General features: G+C 34.4%; 10 protein-coding genes. 3 read left to right on the forward strand and 7 right to left on the reverse strand.

Annotated features, from left to right (window positions below):
* Positions 1-71 precede the first annotated feature (71 nt).
* The 4 genes from RB618_RS07565 to RB618_RS07580 all read right to left on the reverse strand — a co-directional run bounded on the left by RB618_RS07565 (position 72) and on the right by RB618_RS07580 (position 5,886).
* A complete protein-coding gene (locus RB618_RS07565) occupies positions 72-1,052 on the reverse strand; it encodes an acyl transferase (RefSeq protein WP_308068225.1) in 981 nt (326 codons plus the stop codon).
* A gap of 199 nt (positions 1,053-1,251) precedes the next feature.
* On the reverse strand, positions 1,252-1,590 hold the full coding sequence (locus RB618_RS07570) for a T9SS type A sorting domain-containing protein (RefSeq protein WP_308068198.1): 339 nt from the start codon (positions 1,588-1,590) through the stop codon (positions 1,252-1,254).
* 107 nt (positions 1,591-1,697) lie between these two features.
* Positions 1,698-2,879, reverse strand: a complete 1,182-nt coding sequence (locus tag RB618_RS07575) for a hypothetical protein (protein ID WP_308068199.1) — start codon at positions 2,877-2,879, stop codon at positions 1,698-1,700.
* A gap of 250 nt (positions 2,880-3,129) precedes the next feature.
* Positions 3,130-5,886: a TonB-dependent receptor domain-containing protein gene (locus tag RB618_RS07580; RefSeq protein ID WP_308068200.1), complete on the reverse strand. Its 2,757-nt coding sequence runs from the start codon at positions 5,884-5,886 to the stop codon at positions 3,130-3,132.
* 243 nt (positions 5,887-6,129) lie between these two features.
* Between RB618_RS07580 and RB618_RS07585 the strand changes: the two genes are divergently transcribed.
* From RB618_RS07585 to RB618_RS07595, 3 genes are all read left to right on the forward strand, one after another.
* Positions 6,130-6,813 carry a response regulator transcription factor gene (locus RB618_RS07585; protein ID WP_008465097.1) on the forward strand — a complete coding sequence of 228 codons (684 nt, stop codon included), beginning with the start codon at positions 6,130-6,132 and terminating at the stop codon, positions 6,811-6,813.
* Positions 6,814-7,006: 193 nt separating this feature from the next.
* Positions 7,007-8,092, forward strand: a complete 1,086-nt coding sequence (locus tag RB618_RS07590; protein WP_308068202.1) for an ATP-binding protein — start codon at positions 7,007-7,009, stop codon at positions 8,090-8,092.
* A 163-nt stretch (positions 8,093-8,255) separates the two neighbouring features.
* Positions 8,256-9,566 (forward strand): porin, encoded by a 1,311-nt coding sequence (locus RB618_RS07595; RefSeq protein WP_308068203.1) that lies wholly within the window; start codon positions 8,256-8,258, stop codon positions 9,564-9,566.
* Positions 9,567-9,747: 181 nt separating this feature from the next.
* Here RB618_RS07595 and RB618_RS07600 read toward each other — a convergent pair whose 3' ends face one another.
* The 3 genes from RB618_RS07600 to RB618_RS07610 form a co-directional block, all read right to left on the reverse strand.
* Complete coding sequence (locus RB618_RS07600) at positions 9,748-10,827, reverse strand: glycosyltransferase (RefSeq protein WP_308068204.1); 1,080 nt, start codon at positions 10,825-10,827, stop codon at positions 9,748-9,750.
* Positions 10,828-11,433: 606 nt separating this feature from the next.
* Complete coding sequence (locus RB618_RS07605) at positions 11,434-12,009, reverse strand: hypothetical protein (protein ID WP_308068205.1); 576 nt, start codon at positions 12,007-12,009, stop codon at positions 11,434-11,436.
* A gap of 63 nt (positions 12,010-12,072) precedes the next feature.
* Positions 12,073-15,507 carry a hypothetical protein gene (locus RB618_RS07610; protein WP_308068206.1) on the reverse strand — a complete coding sequence of 1,145 codons (3,435 nt, stop codon included), beginning with the start codon at positions 15,505-15,507 and terminating at the stop codon, positions 12,073-12,075.
* Between the last annotated feature and the right edge of the window lie 61 nt (positions 15,508-15,568).

Here is a 15,568-nt window from a genome sequence, read left to right on the forward strand (position 1 = left end):
TACGTTCCGTAGGAACGTTTGAACAGTGCAGTGAATATCGATTAACCGATTAAACAAATCAACGATTAAACCTATAAGACCATCAAATTACAACCGCGAATATCAGAATTATCAAAACGTCCCAATACTTCAAAAGAGTTGTTGGAATATTTTTTGCCTAAATCCTGCGTAGCTATAAAAGAGCATGAATTGATATTGGCTAAATCAATTACATTGATGCCGCCAGTTTTTCCGTCTTTTACATAAGTTAAAGCATCTTCCGGGTCGCGAACTAAAATATGCATCCAAGAAGGACATTCGAAAATACCTTCGCCAAGAGAATAGGCTTGTGCTAAAAGTTCCGTCATTCCGTATTCTGAATGAATAGATGAAACACCGAAACCTTTACAGAGTATTTCGTGTAATTCTTCGCGAATCATCTCTTTGCGTTTTCCTTTCATTCCCCCAGTTTCCATAATAATGGTATTTTGAAGGCTGAATTGGTGTTTTTCGATTAAATCCAACAAAGCATATGTAACCCCAATTAAGATTACATTTTGACCTGCTTCGTCCAATTCAAGAAGTTTTTTGATTAAGTCGTCATGATTGTGCAAATAAAACCCGCTTTCAGGCTGATTAGAGAGTTTTATCAGGTCTTCTACCATATAAATTAACGAAGAGCCTTCACGTTCTAAATAAGACGGTAAAAGGGCTAAAACAACGTAATCTTCAATATTGCCATAAAACTGAGAAAAGCCTTTGCGGTAACTTTCCTCATATAGGGAAATATCGGTCACTAAATGTCTGCTGGTAATCATTCCAGTTGTGCCGCTACTTGTGAAAGTTACTTGTACAGGATCTGTATTAGAAACAACATCGTGGCTTTTGAAAAACTGAATGGGTAAAAAAGGAATTTGTTGCAGTGATTTTACCTGCTGCGGATTAACTTTTAAAAAATCGCAAAAATCGCGATAGACTTTGTTATTCTCATGCTGAAAACGAAACACTTTTAGTGCTATTTTTTCAAATTGTTTCTGACTTGAAATGGTAAAGATATCGCTGGCTGTGATCAAAACTTTTTTTTGCAAAGATACTTTTTTTTAGTTTTCGGTCTCAGTTTTCAGTCTCGGTTTTCGGGGAGGATTTTTATTAAAAGGTATAATTGAAAGAAGTATTGTGTCTCGGTTTTCAGTCGCAGTATTCAGCAAAGCATATAAACTGAAAACTGAGACTGCGACTGAAAACCAAAAAAAAACTCCTTTGGAGTTTTTTTTATCTTATAATGAGTTTTCGGGTTGCCGATGCATTTTGTTCGATTATTCTGATGATGTAAACACCTGGAGGCAGTTCTGAAACACTTAATTCTTTTGATACTAAATGTGCCTGCAATACTTTTTTGCCTAAGATATCAAACACAATAATTTCTTTCTCTAAATCGTTTTTAGATGAGATATAGACTTTTCCGTTTGTCACTGGGTTAGGATACAAGCTTAAACCCTCAATAGAAGTAGATTCCTGAGTTTTTGGTAATTGCTTGCTGTCTTGCGCCGAAACGCTTACAGTGAAGAAAAATGCCAATATGAAAGTAATATAAAAGTAGTTTTTTGCCATCGCGTGTATTTGATTACTGTAAATATACAAAAAAAAATACAAAAAGCACGCCAAAAAAAAACATCCTAAGGAATTAGGATGTTTTTAACATTATGTGTTCGAAGTGATTAGAAACCTACTGTCCATCCAGCAGCCCATGTTGGTTGAGCAACACCAGCTCCAGCTCCAGTTGCAGTAGCAGATTCTACTGATACAGCAGCTACGTCAGCAGCAGTTCCGTCTGTTTTCTTTCCTTTAGTTTTTGTAGGTACATCAGCAACGTAAAGTACGTTTGAAACTTTTAAAGCTGATGGTACGAAAGCGATAGTTTCATCATTTTCAACATCGATACCAGTTTTCCATCCGCTTAAAACAACGTTAGAAACTTGACCTTTAGTTCCTCTTCTAAATTTGATACCTTGGTTTTCAGTGTAAACAGTTGCATCTGCAGCACTTCCAGGTCCAACAAGAGTCATGTTAGTGATTGTTGGGTTAGCAATTGGAGTATTAGCATATCCTAATTCGAAGTTATCAGCTTCAATTCCTCTGTTTCCTTTTCCGAAAGCTAATTTACCATACCAGTTAGTGTTAGTTCCAGACCATCCTTCAGTCCAGTCAAATTGATCATCTTCGTTACCAATAGCAACTAAGTTAGAAGTATTTACAGTTCCACCGAAGAATTCGAATCCGTCATCAGAACCGTGGAAAGCTTGTACGTTTTCAACAACTGTACCTGAACCAACTCCGAAGAAAGAAAGTGCGTTGAATTCTTTTTCAGTGTTAAATGCAGCACCAGCGTACTCGATTCTTAAGAATTTAATAACTCCAGAGTTATCGTTAGCAACAGTTCCACCGTAAGTTAAGTCAGCAACTTCAGATTGAGCAGTTCCTGTACCACCAGATGTACGGTTGATTGGAGCTTTTCCGCAGATTACTAATCCACCCCAGTCTCCAGCAGCTTTAGTAGCTAAACCAGATGTCATGATAACAGGTTTTGCAGCTGTTCCGTTTACGTTGATTTTACCTCCTTGTGCGATCGCGATATAAGCAGATGTTCCTCCAACTCCTTGAATTACTGTTCCAGCAGGAATAGTAAGAGTAGCGCCAGAGTTAACTTGAATTTTTCCTGTTAGTTTGTAAGTTGTTCCTGCGTCAAGAACTACTTCTCCGTCAGTAATTGTTCCTTTAAAATCATTTGCGTTAACAACAAATGAAGATGATGGTTTGTTGTTGTCGTCACTAGAGCAGCTTGTCATTAAACCTGCTGATAAAGTAACAATTCCAATTAATTTTACAATTGAGTTTTTCATAATTGTGTTGTAATTTTTGTGTTTAATTTCTTGAGGCAAAGATGGAATAGAAATCTTTTTTAGATGTTAAGAAACCGTGATTGTTAGTTTAACAAAAACTGTATTTAATATTAAGTAAATGTTAGGTTTGTAAACTGAAAATAAACTGCTTTTGCAAGCCCCAGAGCCTGCGCGGTCTTGTATGTTAAAAATAAAAAGAGGCCAGTTGTTAAACTGGCCTCTTTTCTATAAATTGTTTTACTGTATTAGATTAGAAAGTGTAATTAAGTTTGAAGCTTAATCCTAATCCTTTTTTGTATGATAATACATTTACGTCTCCAGAAGTATTTTCTTGTACTCTGTTGATCTTTGGATCAAGAATGTTTTTTACTACGAAATCCAATCCTAAGTTTTTGTTTAATTTAGATTTAGCAATAAAATCTAATGAACCAAAGGCTTTATCAACCAAATCACCTCGTCCGTTTGTTCCAATTGCGTTGATACGATCTGAGAAATAAGTATAAGCAACAGTTGTGTTTAAACTTTTATCGTTTTCCCATTCTGCTAAGTAAGAAAGGTCTGCGTTTAGCAATAAATCTGAAGCTCCTGTAAATTGGCTTTTTGTATTTGTGAAAACAACTTGGTAATCAGTTTCTTTGTCAACTTTTTCTGCATTTAACTCTTGGCTTGTATGCAAGTAAGATGCGTTAATACCAGCAGACAATTTTTTCGTATTTACATCGTCAAAATTGAAAAGTGTTTTACGATATTCTACTTCAGCTCCAGCTACATATCCATAATCTCCTGTGTTGATGTAAGAGATATCATTTGAAGAAGAAGCAATAGTAACTTCGTTCATTGGATTAACAATATATTTTCCAAAAGCTGTAAACGAAATTAACTCGTCGCTTTTTGGGAACATTTCCCATTTAAGATCTAAGTTGTAATCATCAGATTCATATAAGTAAGGGTTACCCACTTTTACTTGTAATACTTCTTCGTAAACAAATAATGCTCTTTCTTTAAATTGAGGCAATGTATATGTTTTACTGAAACCAAAACGTAAATTTTGTTTTTCGTTCAATTCATATTTCATTGTTAAGCTTGGTAAGAAAGCTACTTTGCTTAATTCGTCACTTCCAACATCTCCTAACTGTGTATTCCAATCTACATTTTGAACAATAGATTCTGCACGTAAACCTAAAACTCCTGTGAATTTTGAATTGAATTTATATTCTGTATTTAGGTAACCTCCAAAGATTGTTTGTTTACCGTCATATGTTTGAGGATCTAAAGCATTTGATACTTGAGAGTTTCCTCTAAAAGTAGAAATGTTGAAGTATCCATTGTTTAAGTTTGTTTCGTTGTAAAACAAATCTAAGTTATTTGGGTCAACAATTGTGTTGGTGTAACCTGGCTGAGATAAGAAGTTAAATTGAGAAGCCTCAAAGTTTCTGTTTTTAATTCTTCCGCTTGCTCCTAATGTGAATTTCCCTTTATATTCATCATCAGAATTTTTGTTGAATTTGTAATCTACAGAAAGATTACCCGCCAACTCGTCTTCTTTTAGTTTTTGGAAGTATCTATGGTTATCTGGTCTAGAAATAGAAGATAGTACATATCCATTTGGCTCATTTCTAAAAGTGTTTTGCGCTCTATCTGGCATAGAACCATCAATAATGTTGTAAGATGCTCCCCAATTTAATTTAGATCTATCGCTTAATTTATGATCTCCAAGTAATTGGTTGATCCAAAGACTATTTTTTTCGTAGTTAAAACGACGAATTAAACCATTTCCGTTGTTGGCAAGATCGACAATGTATCCAGCATATTCTTCTTTAGATTGAGAAGAAGTATTAATGTAAACAGTATTAAAACTTACTTTGTTATCTGAGTTGATTTTATAACCAACATTCAATAAACCTGTAGAGTTTGTTTGGTAACCCATATCAGTATAAGAGTAGAAATCTTTATTTGCAACTCCTGCACCGTTTACACCACCTTTTGCGGTAGCGTTACGAATAGAGTTGTATTCATTGCTGAAATTAGCTGTAGCGAAGAAGCTTAATTTTCCACCGTCACCAACATTAAAAGATTTTCCTCCTGATATGCCTAACGAACCAGCAATCGGATTTTTTCCGTCCATTTGCAAAGTGTTGTAGTTGTATTGAGTAAGTGGATTGTTTGGGATTGAAGGATTGTCAAAACCAAAACTATTGATTCCTCTTTGTAATTTAAAATCTTTTTCAGCTAATGCGTTTGTGTTTACATTAGAACCCATTTCGATTTTAAAATATCCGTTTCCTTTGTAATCTTTAGAAATGATGTCTACGTTTCCTCCAGCAAAATCTCCATATAGTTTACTGCTGTAAACTTTGTCTATAGAAACATATTCTAAGATATCTGTAGAGAAAATTTCAAGATTAATGTTTTTCTTTTCAGGATCGTTTGACGGAATTGGTAATCCGTTCATTGTTGTAGAATTGTAACGGTCACCTAAACCTCTTACGAAAATGTTTCCAGAACCTTCTTGTTTTGTAATACCTGTAGTTTTAGAAACAGCCGCGGCAACATCGCTAACTCCTTTTCTAGAAAGTTCTTGTGCACCAATAGATTGTTTAATGTCTACAGCATTTTTTTGTTCCAAAAGTAAAGCAGATTCTTTTTGTTTACTTCCGGTTGAAGCTTGAACTACTACATCTTTAAGTGTATAGCTTCCAGATGAAAGTCCTTGATTAACTGTTACAGTTTCGTTTGCTTTAACAGCAACTGGAGCTTCTACAGATTCATATCCTAAGAAACTAAAAATTAAAGTATAATTTCCAGGATTTACGCTTAACGAATATTTTCCGTCTACGTCGGTATTTACGCTAATATTTGTACCTTTAACTAAAACATTAGCAAATGGCAGAGCAGCGTTGTTCATATCTTTGTCGGTCAGAACTCCAGAAATCGTACCTTTGTTTTGCGCGATCGAAATCGTACAGATAAATAATGCAATAAAGAGAAATCTTAAATTGAATTTCATTTTTTTTCAGTGTTGTGTTTGTGTCTTATTATTTTTGTGCAAAGAAAGAACCACTCTGTGAAGTCCATGTTACCGACTTGTTATGTTTTTGTGTTGTTAAGATTATCAAATTGTTACGAGATTAAATTACGGTTAACACCATTTTTTAAAGGTTCTTTTGTTAGTATATTTACCCTGTGAAATAAGAAATATCGAATGTTTAATGAAGAAGTTTCGATATAAAAATCTCAATTTTTGCTATTTATGAAAAAAACACAAACTAAGATTTTATTAGTTGACGACGAACCAGATATCTTAGAAATCGTTGGCTATAACCTTGCTCAGGAAGGCTATCAGATTGTTACAGCTTCTAATGGAAAAGATGCTATAGCAAAAGCACAGAAAGAGCTGCCAGAATTAATCATTATGGACGTGATGATGGCAGAAATGGACGGAATGGAGGCTTGCGAGCATATTAGAAAAATTCCAGAATTAAATAATGTTATCATAACATTCCTTACAGCAAGAAGTGAAGATTATTCTCAAGTAGCTGGTTTTGATGCAGGTGCTGATGACTATATTACAAAGCCAATTAAACCAAAATTATTGGTCTCAAAAGTAAAGGCGCTGTTAAGAAGGTTAAAAGAACAAGAAGTTGTTACAGATACTTTAAATGTAGGCGGAATCGAGATTAACCGTGAGGAATACAAAATCATAAAAGGCAATGTAGAAATTGCTTTGCCAAGAAAAGAATTCGAATTATTTTATCTGTTGGCTTCAAAACCGGGAAAAGTTTTTAAAAGAGACGAAATCCTGGATAAAGTTTGGGGTAACGAAGTGGTAGTTGGAGGAAGAACAATCGATGTTCACATTAGAAAACTACGTGAAAAAATAGGTGAAGACCTTTTTAAAACCATAAAAGGTGTTGGTTATAAATTTGAGGTTTAACATTCTATAAAAATTCGAACCATATAAGTGATATAAGTTCATTTTAATTTGTTGTTCGTATTTTTTAAAAATAGTATATTTAGCACATGTAAACATAGCGTTTACATGTGCTAAGTCATTTATAGTCAAAAGTAAAATGAACTTATATCACTTATATGGTGAAAAAATAATCTCTTAATGGTTAACTATTTCAATGAAAATTAATTTTAAAAAAACATACAAATTCGCGATAAAATCGGCATTGTATATCAGTCTCTTTACAACAGCATTTGTACTGATGTTAATGTCATTATTTTATAAAAATCAATTAAAACATCAAGTTGCGTTTGGAATCATTTTCATTATCGTAATCTATATTTTCTCTTTTCTGGTTTTGCAATATCGTGTAGAACGATTTATTTACCGAAGGGTAAAGAAAATTTACGATGAGGTTTCATTATTGGAATCAACAACATTAATCAATCAGCCGATTAATACAGATATGGAAACGCTTTCGCGTGAAGTGAAAAAGTTTGCGACCGATAAAAAACTCGAAATCGAAATGCTCGAAATTCGTGAACAATATAGAAGAGAGTTTTTAGGAAACGTTTCACACGAATTGAAAACGCCTTTATTTACCGTTCAAGGTTATGTTTCAACTTTGCTTGATGGAGCAATGGACGATAAAAATATCAGAAAGAAATATTTAAAACGTGCCGAAAAAGGAGTAGAGCGTCTTATATATATAGTAGAAGATTTGGATATGATTACCAAATTAGAATCGGGAGATCTAGATTTGAATATGACTGATTTTGATATTGTCGAATTAATTCAGAATGTCTTCGAGCTACTTGAAATGAAAGCCGACAAAAAGAAAATTAAGTTGGCTTTTGAAAGTAAAAATGTGCAGTCTGTTATGATTAGAGGAGATCAAGATAGAATACAGCAAGTGCTGGAAAATCTGATTGTAAACTCTATTAAGTACGGAAAAGAGGGCGGTCTGACTGAAGTTGGCGTAGTAAACTTAACTAAGAAAAAAGTATTAATACGTATTAGCGATAACGGAGAAGGAGTTGAAAAACAAAACATTCCGAGACTTTTTGAGCGTTTTTATCGAGTGGATAAAAGCGGAACTAGATCTGAAGGTGGTTCTGGTTTAGGATTGGCAATTGTAAAGCATATTATTGAAGCGCATAAAGAGAAAGTTTATGTAGAAAGTGAGTTCGGAATTGGCTCTGAATTCTCTTTTACGCTCGAAAAAGCAAATAAAATAGTAAAAACAGACGTTAAAAAATCGTAACGGCAGTTTTGCTGAAAGCCCTAAAATAAAGGTGTTTAACAATAAATAAACATTCCGATTTAGGCCGTAACATTAAATTTTTATTATAGTAACATCTGGTTAATGATTTCTTAACATAGGTGGTCCATCTTTGCATCCTGAAATTAAGGGAATTACAGAACTAATGATAAAAAGAAAACTATTAGCCGTTTTATTACTGCTAACTTGCGTAGCTAATGCACAAGAAACAAACAAACAAGAACTGAATAAACAGGATGTAAAAAACGAAGTAATGCGTATTTTAGATTCTATAAACAAAGCAAAACTTCCAGAGACCAAATCTGGAGGAGGAGTTGAGGAACATTGGTACGACAGAATCTCCTTAAGAGGTTATGCACAAATTAGATACAATGGCCTTTTTTCTACAAACGATAAAGTTTCTTGTGAGCAATGTGACAGATCGTGGGGAACGACTTCTACAGCTCCAGATGCCAAAGCAAACAACGGACTTTTTATTCGACGTGCCCGTTTAGTATTTTCGGGACAAGTGCATCCAAATGTGTTTTTCTATTTTCAGCCCGATTTTGCTAGTTCACCGTCAAGCGGAGTTAATAACTTCGTTCAGATTCGCGATTTATATTTTGATCTTTCTTTTGATAAAAAAAGAGAATATCGTGTTCGTATAGGACAGAGTAAAATTCCATACGGATTTGAAAATATGCAGTCAAGCTCGCAACGTTTAACTTTAGACCGTGCCGATGCAATCAACTCTTCAATTTTAAATGAACGTGATTTAGGAATATTCTTTTATTGGGCACCAGCCGAAATCAGACAGCGTTTTGAAATGTTGGTTAAAGATGGCTATAAAGGTTCTGGAGATTATGGTGTTTTTGCATTTGGTGTTTACAATGGTCAAATTGCCAATAAATTGGACGGAAACAGAGACCTAAATGTGGTAGCCAGAGTAACCTATCCTTTTGTTATTGGAAGCCAGATTATAGAGCCTGGAATTCAGGCTTATACCGGAAAATGGGCTTTTACAGGAGAAGTGTCGCCAGGAGTTACGGTTAACGATCCTCAATATGTAAAAGATCAAAGAGTTGGAGCGACTTTTGTATTATACCCAAGACCATTCGGAATCCAAACGGAATACAACATTGGTACTGGACCTCGATACAATACTTTGACCAATTCAATAGATCAAACCGATTTGAACGGAGGTTATGTTTTGTTAAACTACAAATGGGATATTAAAAAACAGCATATTTATCCTTTCGCCAAATTTCAATATTATGATGGAGGAAAAAAATATGAAAAAGATGCTAGAAGTTACGTAGTAAGAGATTTTGAATTTGGTGTAGAATGGCAGCCAATTAAAGCCTTAGAATTAACTGCAGAATACGTAGTAGCAGACCGAACTTTTGAAGACAGCGTTTTGCCAGTAAACAGACAGCAAGGAAATGTGCTGAGAATGCAGGTACAGTTTAACTTCTAAAAAGGACACAGATTAAACGGATTTGCTATCGCAAAGACGCTTATAAAAACTGATTTTTTATTTGAGAAAAAATTCAATTGCCTCCAGCTTGAGCTGGAGGTTTTTTTGTAGTGAAAAACAATAGATAGAATCCGCTTAATCCGCGTCTTTCCGATAGCAAATCCGTTTCATCAGCATACAATTATGCTGTTTTGTCTTCAAAAACCTTAAATAAAGAATCCCAGTCGATATTGTTTTCAAATTGGGATAATCCTTTAAACGATTTCACTTTTGATAAATTTTCAATAGTAAAGTCATCCTGCATCGCATACGGTACAAGATTCTCTTCCTGAAGTTTTATGGCTAGATATTCCTGTTCATATTGGCCGGGCGTCGGAATAAAAAAGGCTTTTTTGCCCAGCTTTGCCAAATCCATAACAGTCGTATAACCCGAACGGCATAATACAAACTCACTTTCGTTAAAAGTCTGCTCCAGTTGTTTGGAATTCATAAAATTATAGTAGGTAACATTTCCGGCCTGCCATTTTTCCTGTGATTTTTCTACTTTTCCTTGTACAAAAACTACTTTTCCAGAATATTTTGCGGCTTCTTTCTGCAATTTTTCATCTAAGAAAGTACGCTGCGGTTCAGGTCCAGACAATATAATCATCAGATCATATATTTTTGGCGTATCCTTTTTCTTCATACGGCTCAACGGACCGATATATTTTAGATTCAGTTCATTGTTTTTTAAATGGCCCAAATCTCCTGTTAAGTTTGTTTTTTCATTAGAATCTGGAACCCAGCATTCATTATATTTTTTAATAAAAAACTGATGACATTTACTCGTAAACCAAGTCGTGTTTCCTGTCATTACATTCAATTGATGGGTTATAAAAACAGAAGGTACTTTTTTATTGATAACTCCCAATCTATTGTCCGAAATTATACCGTCAATGCCGTGTTTTTTGATCCATTGATTCACCATTTTTTTCTCATCCAAAATAGCGGTAATCATCTTCGGAAGATTTTTAATCAGCTTCCATTTAAAGTTTTTGCCATTCTTTGCATATTCAATATGGTATGAAGGCAGTTCTAAAGTTTGTATATAAGGAAATTCTTTTCGTAATAGAGCCAGCGCAACGCCATCGGAGGCGATAATCGGAATATAATTATTCTCTTGAAGCGCTTTGATAATAGGAATGCATCGAGTGGCATGTCCAAGTCCCCAATTTAATGGAGCTACTAAAATAGTTTTATTCGCAGAATAATCAATGCTCATTTTTAACACGTTTTAAAAACGAAGATAGAAAAATATGTTTTTTATGTTATTTCGGAGGTATTACTAAATTATTAATTTAAGGTTCTAAGGTGCTGAGGAACTAAGACTCTAAGGTTTGTTGGATTGAATAAAAAAAGAGGTTGCCTCAAAAGAACAGTCATTTTGAATTAATTGAATATTTAAAATTATTCTATCAGTAAAGCCCAGCGGGTAAAATATTTATAGAATTCCAATAAGACAAATAAAAAAATATTTCGCTCCTCCGGAACTTTATAGTGTAAAAAACATTCTTTGCTATAAATATTTCGCTTCTGCGAAACTTACCTAAAAAAGATTTTACAAGCATATTAAAAAGCCCCAGAGGGGCGACATATCTATAGAAATTCAATTGCGCAAAGATAAAGAGCTCCAGAGGAGCGACACATAATTTTTCGCAATAAAATATGTCGCTCCTCTGGAGCTTTTAATCTCTGGGAATTGCAATTTCTATAAATATTTTGCTTCTCCGAAGCTTATAAAAAGAAGAAGCTGTCCCAAAGGACAGCTTCTTCAAAGTCTCGTATTAAACCTTAGCACCTCAGAACCTTAGTCCCTCAGTACCTTTATTTAATCCTGAATATACGTTTTATTTCCATTTTTGTTAATATAGTATTTACCGCCTCTTGGGCCAGTATATACTTTTTTACCATTGTATTCGCCAGTTACTTTGTCTGGTACAGATGGCGCTTTTTCGTTCGTTTCTTTTAAAGTTTTACTAGCCGATTTTTTAGCAGCTGTGGCATCTTTCTTTGTAGCGTCAGCTTTTGCGGTTGTTTTCTTGGCGTCGGCTTTGGTTTTGTCTGCTGTGCTTTTTGCTTTGTCAGCAGTACTTTTTGCTTTATCAGATTCTACAGTAGCTTTTTTGGCATCAGCTTTAGCTTTTGTAGCTTGTTTATCGGCAGTTTTTTTTGCTGCGTCAGCAGATTCTTTCTTGGCTTTTGTTGAAGCAGCTTTTGCGTCATCTGCTGCTTTCTTAGATTTTGTGGCTTCCTTTTTTGCGTCAGCCGAGGCTTTGTCAGCACTTGCTTTCGCTTTTTTCGCCGAAGTTTCAGTTTTACTTTTTGTAGTTTTTACAGTTGTTTCCTGAGCATAAAAATTAGAAGAGAAAGCAACCATCAAACAGAACAATACTAATTTTTTCATAAGGCTAAAAGTTTAAATTTCAATTAAAATTAAACAATTTATTGTCATCTTTTCCGCAGCGCACTAAAAATATGCACGAAGCTGCACATTTCCTGTATGAATCGTATTTCCAGTTTCACTTTTTCTTCCTTGATAATTTAAATTAACATCCAAAAAAGACGTAATGTTCTTTTGCAGAAGCAGTTTCCAAACCAAATTTGAACCCGCCTGAAGTCCTTCGAGCATCTGGAAACCGACTGACGAAAATTCATTTCCGTTAAATTTATTTTCATAAAAAGAGAATTCCCCATTAACTGTAACTTTCTTTTCGCCTGCATAAGAAAAAGAAGTTCCAATTCTATTTTGATCTAAAGTTTCAAGATTTCCAATTTGATTTTTTTTGTTTTGAAGTTCGTAAAAGAAATCCAATTTGGTGTTTTTAGAAAATAAATAACTGATTTTTGGCGCCAGCTGCCAGCCTTGAATATCATAATTTTTCTCAGCAAAATCTTTTGAAACCAAATCGGTTTTTATGGTTTTGGTGAAGAAATTAAACAGCCAGCTATTTTGGTATAAATGCGTGTACTGAATTTGATGCGAATAATTCTGCACGTGCTGTGAACCAACAGAAAGCAGGCTTTTTCCTTTATTTATAAGATAAGAATAGGTAACCGAATGTTTCTGTTTGCCTCGATTATAAAATAAGCTGTTTCTGAAACTCGAATTCAATCCCAAAATATTTTCTTCTGACGAATCAAACGGATTGAGTTCTAATTTTTCTCCATCGCTTTTTACCTTTCGATCCATTATAAAAGAAGTCTGGTTATAAAAATAAGACAGCAATTTTTTAAACCCTTTTTCATTCTGCCACTGTAGCGGATTCAAAGTTAAGGATTGAGAAAACTTATTCTGGTTGGTTTTAATGTAAATCTGATTCGGCAAAAAGACCCTCACATATCGCGCCTGATCTTGGTAAACTGCAACTTCAAATTCTTCCAATTCCTGAATTCCGTTACCATTGTAATCATTCCAAGTATAAACTCCTTGACCTGTTGGAACTTCTACATACGTAAATTCCTGCTGCGCAATAGTTCCTGAACTGGTTTCGTAAGCTGTTCCAATTTGCATGAACTGATTAAAAAAACGGTCGTTGTACAGAATTCTCGAATTTAAAGAAGGTTCATTCTGTCTGGATTTGTCTGTAAAATCCAAATTTCGATAACTCGCATAAACTGCCAAATCGGTTGTTTTGTTCTGAATCAGTTTTGATTTTAAATAATACGTCTGCGAATTATTGACATGCTGCAGTAATCCGTTTTGCAAACTATCGTTTCGTCTTTGCAGAAAACCAATTTCAACAAAAACTTTAGTGCTATCGCCGCGTCCCGTAAATACACCATATTCTGAAAATCTTTGGCTTAAAGCAGAAAACTGATTGGTAACTTTATCTTTTTCCTGGTTGTCTTCCAATTGCATAGTTCCTCCAACCCAGTTTTTGCCAAAATGATATTTGGTTCTGGTTTGGTTTCTAATGAATTTTGAAGTCGAAACTGTAGCATCAGAATTTAGGAAACTGCCGTTGTTTTCAATCGTCCAATTTTTTAATTTGAATAAAGCGTTTGTTGTATGTCTTGCTCCAGAATAGCTTTCGCTGTAATCTAATTTCTCAAATTGATAGGTTAGTAAACCAATATTAGAAGTTTCTTTTTTTGAAAATAAATCAAAATTCAAACCCGTAACCAAAAGACTCTGATTGCCATATTGGGTTCCCGTTAAATTCCAGTCACGATTAAATTCGATATTGTACAAACGTTCCACCGATTTAAAATTTTGCTGCACAAATTGATAATTCGCGAAAGCGTCTAAATTCCAGCTTCTCGAAAAAAGACGTTTTTTAAGATTGGTTTTAAAAGCCACTCCTTCATTATTAGCATCATCAATTCCAGAAAATAAATTCTGGTCATTATTGCTGACGGCCAATTCAAAATCAACCAGCGTTTTTTCATTCGGATTGTATTTTCCTAAAAAAGTTGCTACCTGAAGTTTCATTGGCGCAACAAGCTGAACGATTGGCTCGTAATTTCCTTGTAGAATTCCGTTTACAGGTTCAATATATTGATAAATTCGTTCAACAGAATTATTGTTTTGAATGATATAATTTCCAGAATTTGCACCAACTTGGCTAAATCTTACATTGTACAAAACATCAGTGGGATTATTCGAATATTCATAAGCTTCAACCGAATTGATGAGTGTCTTTTTATATAAAATTTTATTGTCGGCATAAGTATCTTCATAAGCAGAAGGCGCTTTCATCAAGTTGACATCATCGCCCGCTTGACTTAAAATCTGAACTTGTTCTGGAGAAAGATTTTGCTGCAAAGGCTGATTTTTCATATCATTTTCAGAATAAATATATCCGCCAAAACTCCAGTTTTTATTTTCGTGCGTTGCGCCTGCGTAAGTAACTAATCGATTATAATTTCGTTCAGAATATTGGTATTCCACATTAATACGCATTTCTGAAGTAATGGTAAAAAGCGAAGTAAAGACAATTTCTCCAGCATTATAATCAATCACATAATCGTTGTTTTCGCCTCTTTTCAATAAAACGCCGTTTACATAAACCCGTTCAGAACCCGAAATCACCAAAACATACAATTCGCCATTTTGCCCTTTTAATTTGTACGGACCTTGATTTCCTTCCTGACCTGTAAAAGTACTTTTGGCATATTGTCCTTTTACAAAAGCAACCGAAGCAAAAACGTTGGTCTTACTTTTTTCGGTATCAAAATCAAAATTGGCAGAAAGTCCCTGAACCTTTTTATTAAAGCCTAAAAATTGAGTTTTTCTATTTTCTAAGAATACATCGCCGGCGCGAATGTTCCAGTCATCGCTGAAAAGCTCGATGAAAATATTGTCAAACTGATCCAGTTTCTGCGAATAACCGCCATCTTGCAACGGAATATTATTGTCTTGGAGCGAAGCCCTTAAACTTACTTTGTCTGAAAGTTTTCCTGTAATCTGTAAATCTAAATTGGAATTTAAAACTGTACTTTGATTATTACCAACCGTAACGCCACGCGTAATGCTTCCAGAAGTTTCTAGTCCGTCAAAAGGAGTTGCTTTTTTGGCATTTGAATTATTGTCTATGCGATACAATTTGTCTGTTCCAACATCACCGCTCACAATCTGATCCGATTTGTAAAGGCTGTATTCCTTGGTTAAGAGATCGGGATAATTGAGATAATTGACAATTAAAGTATCTGAAACCGATTGGAAATTTTCATTTAAAAGTAAATATCCTTTTTGAAAATCGACTTTATAAGAAGTCGAATCGATTGGCTCATTTTTAGTATTTAGAATCTGGAAAAATCCAGAGTTGATAGACATTTTTTCAAGACGAATAGTGTCTTTTGAAACGATTACTTTTTTTGTTTTGTATAGCGATTCAGTTTCCTGAGCCTGAAGCGCAGAAAACCAGAAGAAAACCGTCAAAAACAGTAATTTTTTCAACATAAATACTCTAACTCTAAAAAGTCAAAAGTAGTATTTATAATTGTGAATTGCAGTGTAGGTT

Source organism: Flavobacterium sp. LHD-85, assembly GCF_030929595.1.
Taxonomy (GTDB): domain Bacteria; phylum Bacteroidota; class Bacteroidia; order Flavobacteriales; family Flavobacteriaceae; genus Flavobacterium.